We start from the raw sequence: 9,957 nt of genomic DNA on the forward strand, positions 1-9,957 counted from the left end.
GCGATGGCGACCGAGATTGACGCTATGAGCGATTTCATGGAGGCTGACAGCATGCTCGCCGAACGTATCGAAGCCTGGTTTGAGGAAGCAACCCAGCGTGGATTTCAGAATGGGTTCCAGAATGGATTTCAGGACGGGGTCGAGAACGGTATTCAGACAGGAATTCAGACCGGTATTCAGCAGGGCCTGGTCGAGGGCCGGACGCAGGGTCTGATGGAAGGCCGGATGGAAGGCCGGATGGAAGGCCGGATGGAAGGCCGGATGGAAGGCCGGATGGAAGGCCGGATGGAAGGTCGGATGGAAGGCCGCCACGAAGGTGAAGTGCTCCTGCTCGCCAGACTGCTGACGCGCCGCTTCGGCCCTTTGCCGGAATGGGTTGGCGAGCGTCTGGCGCAAGCGAGCGAGGACGAACTGCAGACCTGGGGCGAGGCGGTACTCAGCGCGCCGACGCTCGCCGCCGTGTTCGAGGACGCGCGCCGCTGATCGGCGCGTCGGCAGGCAGCGCTGCGCTGGCTGACCGCGCAAGGGGTCACTCGACTTAAGCTCTCGACCTTGGCGGCCTGCTCGACCGCAGGCGAGCAGAGGGGGGCTGCACCACCCATGCCTCGCTTGTCCGTAGCTGCGCAGCGGCTGCGCACCGCTGTGCAGCCGGTCGGGCGCTACGCGGCGCCTGTTTGCACGGGAATGGTGCGCCGGGTCGTGCAGCCGCGCGGCGAAACGCCCGAAATCTGGTGGTGCGCGCTTATGGCCCGCTTCTTGCTTGCCCCTGCGCAACACTTCGCTCCGGAGCTCGCCGTGTCGATCCATGTTGCCCTCAATCACCGCACCAGTTACCGCTACGACCGCCCGGTCCGGCTCTCGCCGCAGGTCGTGCGCTTGCGGCCCGCGCCCCACGCGCGCACGCCGATCCTCGCCTATTCGCTGAAAGTCACTCCGGCACGTCATTTCATCAACTGGCAGCAGGACCCGCAGGCGAACCACCTGGCGCGCCTCGTCTTTCCTGAGCTGACGCGCGAGTTCTGCGTCGAAGTCGATCTCGTCGCGCGCTTGTCGGTAATCAATCCGTTTGATTTCTTTCCCGAGCCCTACGCCGCGCGCTTCCCGTTCCGCTACGACGACGCGCAACGTGCTGAGCTCGCCCCTTACCTCGACGCCCCGCCGCCAACGCCACTGGTGAGCGACTTCCTGCGCCAGATCGCGCCGGGGCCGTCTTCGAGCGTAGACTTCCTGGTCGAACTGAACCGCCAGGTGCAAGCTGCGGTGGGCTACGTCATTCGGCTCGACCCCGGCGTGCAGACGCCCGAAGAAACGCTTGCGCTAGGGCGTGGCTCGTGCCGCGATTCGGCCTGGCTCTTGGTGCAGATTCTGCGCCAGCTTGGCCTCGCGGCGCGCTTCGTCTCAGGCTACCTGATCCAGTTGACGCCCGATGTCAAGGCGCTCGACGGTCCATCCGGAACCGAACACGACTTTACCGACCTGCACGCGTGGTGCGAGGTCTACCTGCCCGGCGCCGGCTGGATCGGCCTCGACCCGACTTCCGGCTTGTTCGCCGGCGAGGGTCACATTCCGTTGGCGTGTTCGCCGCACCCATCGTCGGCGGCGCCGATCACCGGCTTCACTGACGAGTGCCAATGCAACTTCTCGCACACGATGACGATCGAGCGCGTCTGGCAGGCAGCGCGCGTGACCAAGCCGTATACCGACACGCAATGGGCAGCGATCGAAGCGCTTGGCCGGCAGATCGACGACCAGTTGCAGCGTGGCGACGTACGCCTGACGATGGGCGGCGAGCCGACGTTCGTGTCGATCGACGACCACGATGGCGCCGAATGGAACACTGACGCGCTCGGGCCGAGCAAGCGGCAGCGCGCCGCAGCAATCTTCCAGCGGCTGCGCGAGCGCTACGCCGCGCAAGGGCTGCAGCACTTCGGCCAAGGCAAGTGGTACCCCGGCGAGCAGCTTCCGCGCTGGTCGCTCAACTGCTTCTGGCGCACCGACGGGCAGCCGATCTGGCACGACCCCGAGCTCTACGCCGATGAAGGCCAGCCGTGTGGCGCCGACGAAAAGCTTGCTGGGCGCTTTCTGAACGAACTCGCCGGGCGCCTCGGAGTCGCCTCGCAGCACGTCTTCCCGGCTTTCGAGGATGTCTTCTACTACCTCTGGCGCGAAAACCGCCTGCCGGTGAACGTCGATCCGCTTGACGCGCGGCTCGACGACCCGCTCGAGCGCGAGCGCCTCGCCCGGGTCTTCCGGCAAGGGCTGGAGCGGGTCGCCGGCTACGTCCTGCCGCTGCGCCGTGCCGCCCACGGACACTGGGAGAGCGGGTCATGGCGGCTGCGCGCCGGGCGCTGCTACCTGATTCCGGGCGACTCACCGCTCGGCTATCGCCTGCCGCTCGACGGGCAGCCATGGGTGCCGAAGAACGACTATCCCTACGTCCATACACCCGACCCGACGCAGTCGTTCCCGCCCTTGCGCGCCCATGCTGCAATCCGCGCGCAGTTTGCCGCCGACCGCAACAACACGTCTGCGGATGCCGTGGCGGCGAGCGACGGTGAGGAAGCCCGGCGATCGAGCGCACCTCAGGCGGATACCGCCGACGCGGCGAATCGACGCCCCGAACCGCCCACTGAAGCAGCCGCCACGCTCGTTCGCAGCGCGCTCACGACGCAGGCGCGTGACGGCGTTCTGTATGTCTTCATGCCGCCGTGCGAACGCCTGGACGATTATCTCGAACTGGTCGCTGCGGTCGAGGCAACGGCCGCGGCGCTCGCCACGCCGATCATTGTCGAAGGCTACGAGCCGCCGCCCGACCCACGTCTGAGCAAGTTCCGGGTGACGCCCGATCCCGGCGTGATCGAGGTCAACATCCAGCCCTCGGCAAGCTGGGACGAACTCGTCGAGCGCACGACGCAGCTTTACGAAGCCGCCTACCTGTCGCGTCTGTGCACCGAGAAGTTCATGCTCGACGGCCGCCACACGGGTACCGGCGGCGGCAACCATTTCGTCTTCGGCGGACCGAGCACGCTCGACTCACCATTCTTGCGCCGCCCCGATCTGCTGCGCAGCCTGATCAGCTATTGGCACAACCATCCATCGCTCTCCTATCTCTTCTCCGGATTGTTCATCGGGCCCACCAGTCAGGCGCCGCGCGTCGACGAAGCACGCAATGACTCGCTCTACGAACTCGAAATCGCCTTCCGCCAGTTTCCGCCGCCCCCCGCGGGCGCTGCGCCGATCGCGCCCTGGCTGGTCGATCGCCTGCTGCGCAACCTGCTGGTGGACGCGACGGGCAACACGCACCGTGCCGAGTTCTGCATCGACAAGCTCTACTCGCCCGACGGTCCGGCTGGCCGCCTGGGCCTGGTCGAGATGCGCGCCTTCGAGATGCCACCGCACGCGCGCATGTCGCTCGCCCAGCAGTTGTTGCTGCGCGCTTTGATTGCCCGCTTCTGGCAGACACCGTACGCGCCGACCCGCCTGGTGCGCTGGGGCAGCGAGTTGCACGACCGCTTCCTCTTGCCGCATTTCGTCGAGCAGGATTTCGCCGATGTGCTGAGCGAGTTGCGCGGTGCCGGCTATGCCTTTGCCGACGAATGGTTTGCCCCCCATTTTGCGTTTCGCTTCCCTGTGCACGGCACGATCTGCGCGCAGGGAATCGAACTCGAATTGCGCCATGCGCTGGAACCATGGCACGTCATGGGCGAGGAAAACACCGCCAGCGGCGCCGTACGCTACGTCGATTCCTCGCTTGAGCGCCTGCAGCTCAGGGCGACCGGAATGGCTGGCGAGCGCTATGTCGTCAGTTGCAACGGGCAGGCGCTGCCGATGCGCCCGACCGGCCGCACTGGCGAGTACGTCGCCGGCGTCCGCTACCGGGCGTGGAACCCGCCCTCGGCGCTGCATCCGACGATCGGAGTGCACGCACCGCTCGTCTTCGATCTGGTCGATACCTGGATGAAGCGCTCGCTCGGCGGCTGCCAGTACCATGTCGAACATCCCGGTGGACGCAACCCGGAGCGTTATCCGGTCAACGCCAACGAAGCCGAGGGGCGCCGCCTGGCGCGCTTCCTTCCCTTCGGGCATAGCCCCGGCGCGCTCGACCTCGCGCCGTCGCCAACCAATACCGACTTCCCGTTTACGCTAGACTTGCGCCGCTCCTGAACCTCTCCGGCGCGTTCGATACCGCGCGCGCCCCTTCTGCATGCCGCGTTCCCTGCTCGCCAGCTATCCCAAACAAGGCGACCGTTTCGACGAAATGCTCGACCAAGACGGCGTGGTTCGCCCCGCCTGGCGAGCCTTCCTTGGCCATCTCGACGCCGCCAGCGGCGAGCAGATGCGCCACCGTTGCGCCGATCTGCACCGGCGCATCGTCGAGAACGGCGTCACCTACAACGTTTACGCCGACCCCAAGGGCGCCGACCGGCCGTGGGAACTCGATCTGCTGCCGCTCATCCTGCCGGCCGCCGAGTGGCAACAACTGGCGGCCGCGGTCAGCCAGCGCGCGCGTCTGCTCAACGCCGTGCTGCAGGATCTGTATGGGCCGCAGGAACTGCTGCGTGACGGCAGCCTGCCACCGGCACTGGTCTATGGGCACAACAACTTCCTCTGGCCGTGCCGCGGGACGCGGCCGCCGGGGGACGTCTTCCTGCACCTCTACGCAGCCGATCTGGCCCGCTCGCCGGACGGCCGCTGGTGGGTGATCGCCGATCGCACGCAGGCGCCGTCCGGCGCCGGCTATGCGCTGGAGAACCGGACCATCGTCGGGCGCGTCTTCCCCGACCTCTTCCGCGACCTGCAGGTACAGCACCTGGCGAGCTTTTTCCGCGATCTGCAGGAAAGTCTGGCGGCTTTCGCTCCACAGTCGAACGAAGCACCGCTGATCGTCCTGCTCACTCCCGGAGCGTACAACGAGACCTACTTCGAGCATGCCTATCTGGCGCGTTACCTGGGTTTTCCGCTGGTCGAAGGACAGGACCTGACGGTGCGCGGCGATTGCGTCTACCTGAAGACGCTGAGCGGTCTGCGCCGCGTGCACGCGATTCTGCGCCGGCTCGACGACGACTTCTGCGACCCGCTCGAATTGCGCGCCGACTCGGCGCTTGGCGTCGCTGGACTGTTGCAGGCGGTGCGCGCGGGCAAGGTTCTGGTCGCCAACGCGCTCGGCAGCGGCCTGCTCGAATCGGCCGCGCTGCCCGGTTTCCTGCCCGGCGCGTGCGTCAAACTGCTCGGCGAAGAACTCGCCATGCCGTCGGTCGCCACCTGGTGGTGCGGCGAGCAGGCCGCGCTCGAGTTCACCATTGCCCACCTCGATCGGCTGGTCATCAAGGGCTCTTACCCGAGCCAGAAGTTCGACCCGGTTTTCGGCAATCAACTGAGCAGCCGTCGACGCGCAGAAATGATTGCCCGCCTGCGCGCCCGCCCGCAGGCCTACGTCGCCCAGGAACTGGTCAACTTCTCGCGCGCTCCGGCCTGGAGCAAGCAGCACGATCGCCGCCTGCTGGCGCGTGGTGTCGGACTGCGCGTCTTCGTCGCCGCGACGCCCAGCGGCCACGTCGTCATGCCGGGCGGCCTGACGCGCGTCGCCGCAGTGTCGAACGCGCGCATCATCTCGATGCAACGTGGTGGTTCGAGCAAGGACACCTGGGTCCTCGCCGAGGGTGCGGTCAACCCGTTCAGCCTGCTCAAGCACACCGTCGGCAAGGCCGACCTGGTGCGCGGCGGATACAATCTATCGTCGCGCATCGTCGAAAACCTGTACTGGTTCGGCCGCTACAGCGAACGCTGCGACAAGACCGCCCGCCTGCTGCGCGCCGGCCTTTCCCGCCTGCTCGATAGCGGCGCCGACGCCAGCCGGGCGCTGCTCGCCGCCTTCGATCTTTGCCAGGCGCTGCAGATCGTGCCCGCCGCCGATGCTGCAGCGCAGCCCGCCGAGCCAAGCCCGCCGGCCACTGCCGGCGCCGCGCACCAGGTGCTGCTCGTCCAGGCGATCTGCGGCAAACAATGGGGCGACGGCCTGGCCGGCGGCATCCGCCGCCTGCTCTGGGTCGCCACCCAGGTGCGCGAGCGCTTCTCGCTCGACAACTGGCATGCGATCAACCGCTTGCAACACCAGTTGCAGTGCTATGCGCAGGCCGCCGGCGAGGCACAACGGGTCGAGCTGAGCGATGCCCTCGCCTTCCTCGACCAGGTCCTGCTCGCCGCATCCTCGCTTGCCGGCTTTGCCATGGACAACATGACGCGCGACGATGGCTGGCGCTTCCTGATCATCGGCCGCCGCCTCGAACGTCTGGCTTTCCTCGCCGCCAGCCTTGGCCAGTACCTCCGCCTGCCGGCAGCGTCGGCCGCGGCCAATCTCGAGTGGCTGCTCGAGCTGACCGACAGCATCATTACCTACCGCTCACGCTACATGGCGCGAGCGCAGATCCTGCCGGCGCTCGACCTGATCGTCTTCGACGACGCCAATCCGCACTCGGTCGCTTTCCAGATCGACGTCCTGGCGCGCGACCTCGACAAGCTGGCGCACCTGCTCGGCGGCCCGGCCGATCCGGCATTACACAGTGCACGCCAGCGCCTGCAGGCTTTCGATGTCGGCCGCTTCGAAGCTGACGATGCGCGTGAAGCCGACGCTGCGCGCGATCTGGCGGCGCTGCTCGCCGATCTGGCGCTGGCCGCGGCGGCGCTTTCCGACCGCCTGACGATGCGCTACTTCAGCCATGTCGGCGGGATCAGCCACCACACCCTGGCCTGGTGAACGCGATGCAGCCACCCGCCATCCGTTACCACATCGTGCACGAGACGGTCTATCGCTATGCCAGCCCGGTCTCGCTGTCGCGCCAGTTGCTCCACCTGACGCCACGCAACTGCTCCTGGCAGCGCACGCTCGCCCACCATATCGCCGTCGAGCCCACCGCCAGCTGGACCGACCAGCGGCTCGACTGCTACGCCAATCCGGTCAGCGACCTGGCTTTCGAGTTTCCCCACCGTAGCCTGGAAGTGCGCGCCGAGAGCACGCTCGAGGTGCTGCCGCACCTGCCCGCCGGGACGCGCGCGGCGCCGGCCAGCGGCAGACGGACTGCGGCGCCGTTGCCGCTTTGCCTGCCCGACTCGCCGCCCTGGGAAGACGTGCGGGCCGCGCTCGCCTACGGTGCCCGACCGGTAACCCTGAGCGCCGCCGAGTTTCAGTTCGAATCGCCGCACGTGCGCGTCAAACATGAGTTCGCCGCCTACGCCGCCGCCGCCTTCACGCCGCGGCGCCCGCTGCTCGCCGCCACGCAAGCGCTGATGCAGCGCATTTTCGACGAGTTCGAGTTCGACCCCGAAGCCACCACGATCGCCACACCGGTGCTCTCCGTTCTCGCCGACAAGCGTGGCGTCTGTCAGGACTTCGCGCACCTGATGCTTGCCTGCCTGCGCTCGCTCGGCCTCGCCGCGCGCTACGTCAGCGGCTATCTGCTCACTACGCCGCCGCCCGGCCAGCCGCGCATGATTGGCGCCGACGCCTCGCACGCCTGGATATCGGTGTACTGCCCGGAAGTCGAGGGCGGACGCTGGGTCGACTTCGACCCGACGAACAACCTGCTGCCCGACACGCAGCACATCACGCTCGCCTGGGGCCGCGACTTTGCCGACGTCTCACCGCTACGCGGCGTCATCCTTGGCGGTGACGAGCACGAACTCGCGGTCGCCGTAACCGTCACGCCACTCGCCGCCGACAGCACAGCCGACGCAGCGCCCAAGGACGCGCCCGGCGCACCCGGCGCCAACGCACGCTGGCCGGTCGGCGACGCCGGAACCTAGCCGTTCAGGTGTCGTCGCGGCGGGCCGCCGCCGGCGTGATCGCCGACCACTCCTCGAGCTCGTCGAGTGTGCAGGCGAGCTGGCGCGCCATGCCGCGCGCCCCGGCAGCCATCACCGCAAAGTGCCGGCGCGCGAAAACAGCGCGCAGCAGCGGTGCGCACAGCCGCATCCACGGACGATCGAGCTCGATATCCCAGCGATAGGTCAGGCGCAAGGCGTCTGGCCCGTCGGGCTCGATCAGCCAGAGGCCGATGCCGCTGACGTCACCGCTCGCCGCACCCTCAAGCGCGCAGCAGCTCGCCGCGCGCACGGTGGTCATCACGATGCGCAGCGTATAGCCGATACCGCTACGCCAGCAGAAGGCGTAGCGGGCGCCGATTCCCTCGCGGTCGCCCGCCGCCAACTGGCGCACCGTCGCCAGATGTGGCCACCAGGCGGGCCAGTCGGCCGGCTGGACGAGCAGTTCCCAGAGGCGCGCTGGCGTCGTTCGCAGACGCCAGCGGCTGATCAGGACGAAGCGGCGAGTCAAGGACTGGTCAGCGCCAGGAACTCGGCCTGGCCGCGCACGAAGAAGAGCGCCCCGCCGTCGCTGCTGACGTCGCCGTGTTCGCTGCCCGCCGGCGCCAGATGAAAATCACCCGGCGTCAGCAACAGGTCGCCGAGGAAAGCGTCGCCGGTCAACATCAGGCATTCTTCCTCGGCGCTGTGCCGGTGCGCCGGCAGTACGCCACCTGGCGCCAGGCGGACGAAACGTGAAACCAGATCGCCGTCCTGGTACAGCAGTTTCGTTTCGACGCCGGCCGCGACAAGCTGCCAACCTTCTTCGCTTGCCGGAATCGTGCGAATCGCCGGCCCGCGCCCGGGAACGAGCGCGCCAAGCAACTCGCCGAGGACGGCGCTGGTCTGGCCAAGAGAGGTTCCGCGCAAGTACGCGAGCCCCCCCTGGCGCGCCGCTATCCGCCCGTGTCGACTGCCCGCTGGCGAGACATGGTAATCGCCCGCGACGAGATCGAGCTCGCCTAGCTGCAAGCTACCGCGGAGGATGATGCCCTCCTCGAGCTGGCGATGACGGTGTACGGGCAAGCTGGCGCCGGGAGCGAATTCGATCAGCACCGATGCTCCTTGCCGTCCGCGATGGAGAATCTTGGCCCGGACGCCGGCTTTCACCCGCGTCCACGTCCCTTCCCCGCTACGCACGGTAAGCAGCCCGGCCAGGCGGCTGGCGCTTTCCCCAGCGCGCTGCAGCAGACGTGCGCGCAGCCCGGCGTGGCGATCCGCAGAAAGCGCCACCGGCGCCAAACCCTCGCAAATCAGACGATCGACTTCGCCTGTGTCGACGCCGCCGTCGGCAGCGTCCCTGGAATCGGTATTCATGGTGTCACCATTGGCGTGCGGGGATCGTCGGCACCGAGCATCTCGCGCAGGCGCAACAGCGCGCGCCGGATGTGCGACTTGACGGTGCCCAAGGGAAGACTCATGTGGCGGGCGATCTCTTCGTGCGTCAGGCCACGGAAAAACGACAGCGCAAGAAGCTGGCGCGGCAGTGGATCGAGGCCGGAGAGCGCACGGTGCAGGCGATCATTGCGCTGCACAGCGTCCAGCAGGTCGTGCGGATCGCCCTCGCCCGGCAAGCTGGCGAGCGCTTCCTCATCAAGCGCCTCGGCGCGTTCACCACGCCGCAGCGTATCGAGCGCGCGGCTGCGGGCAATGGTGAGGATCCAGCTCAGCACGCTGCCGCGCGTCGCGTCGAAGCGCGGCGCCTGCCGCCAGACCTGCCAGAAGACATCCTCGGTTACTTCCTCGGCGACCTGCACGTGTCGCGTGATGCGCAAGGCGAGGCCGTAGACGCGCCCGGCCATCGCCTCGTACAACTCGCCGAGCGCCTGTTCCTCATGGCGCACGATGCGCCCGATCCAGGCCTGCAGTTCGCCCTCGCCGGCCAGCGCGAAGCGGGCGCCGGCGGCGCTCGGTGCGGGCCCGGCCGCGGCCACCCGCGCCGAATCCTCGGCGGTGCTGGTACCCGCCCCACGGTCTCAATGCTGTTGAATTAGGCAAAATCCCGGTATAATCCACTTTAGGCCATTGATGCAACAGACTATTTTTACCTGGAGACCATTATGATAACACGGAAACGGTTTGCAAAATCCATGCCAGCTA

The 9,957-nt window shown here is 67.7% G+C and carries 7 protein-coding genes; 4 read left to right on the top strand and 3 right to left on the bottom strand.

Annotated features, from left to right (window positions below):
* The 4 genes from Q1L59_RS03670 to Q1L59_RS03685 all read left to right on the top strand — a co-directional run.
* A partial coding sequence (locus Q1L59_RS03670) for a DUF4351 domain-containing protein (RefSeq protein ID WP_300328182.1) occupies positions 1-483 on the top strand: 483 nt, incomplete at its 5' end.
* Positions 484-795: 312 nt separating this feature from the next.
* Positions 796-4,164 carry a transglutaminase family protein gene (locus tag Q1L59_RS03675; RefSeq protein WP_300328184.1) on the top strand — a complete coding sequence of 1,123 codons (3,369 nt, stop codon included), beginning with the start codon at positions 796-798 and terminating at the stop codon, positions 4,162-4,164.
* A 40-nt stretch (positions 4,165-4,204) separates the two neighbouring features.
* Positions 4,205-6,754 carry a circularly permuted type 2 ATP-grasp protein gene (locus Q1L59_RS03680; RefSeq protein WP_300328187.1) on the top strand — a complete coding sequence of 850 codons (2,550 nt, stop codon included), beginning with the start codon at positions 4,205-4,207 and terminating at the stop codon, positions 6,752-6,754.
* 5 nt (positions 6,755-6,759) lie between these two features.
* Positions 6,760-7,800 (top strand): transglutaminase family protein, encoded by a 1,041-nt coding sequence (locus Q1L59_RS03685; protein WP_300328188.1) that lies wholly within the window; start codon positions 6,760-6,762, stop codon positions 7,798-7,800.
* Between the two features lie 4 nt (positions 7,801-7,804).
* On the opposite strand, the gene Q1L59_RS03690 is transcribed toward Q1L59_RS03685, so the two are convergent.
* The 3 genes from Q1L59_RS03690 to Q1L59_RS03700 are packed head-to-tail and all read right to left on the bottom strand — an operon-like array spanning position 7,805 to position 9,791.
* Positions 7,805-8,329 carry an SRPBCC family protein gene (locus Q1L59_RS03690; RefSeq protein WP_300328191.1) on the bottom strand — a complete coding sequence of 175 codons (525 nt, stop codon included), beginning with the start codon at positions 8,327-8,329 and terminating at the stop codon, positions 7,805-7,807.
* Positions 8,326-9,174, bottom strand: coding sequence for a cupin domain-containing protein (locus tag Q1L59_RS03695; protein ID WP_300328194.1), 849 nt, complete (start codon positions 9,172-9,174; stop codon positions 8,326-8,328). The genes Q1L59_RS03690 and Q1L59_RS03695 overlap by 4 nt, the downstream gene beginning before the upstream one ends.
* On the bottom strand, positions 9,171-9,791 hold the full coding sequence (locus Q1L59_RS03700; protein ID WP_300328197.1) for a sigma-70 family RNA polymerase sigma factor: 621 nt from the start codon (positions 9,789-9,791) through the stop codon (positions 9,171-9,173). The genes Q1L59_RS03695 and Q1L59_RS03700 overlap by 4 nt, the downstream gene beginning before the upstream one ends.
* Positions 9,792-9,957 lie beyond the last annotated feature (166 nt).

This window comes from Accumulibacter sp., assembly GCF_029255125.1.
Lineage (GTDB): Bacteria > Pseudomonadota > Gammaproteobacteria > Burkholderiales > Rhodocyclaceae > Accumulibacter.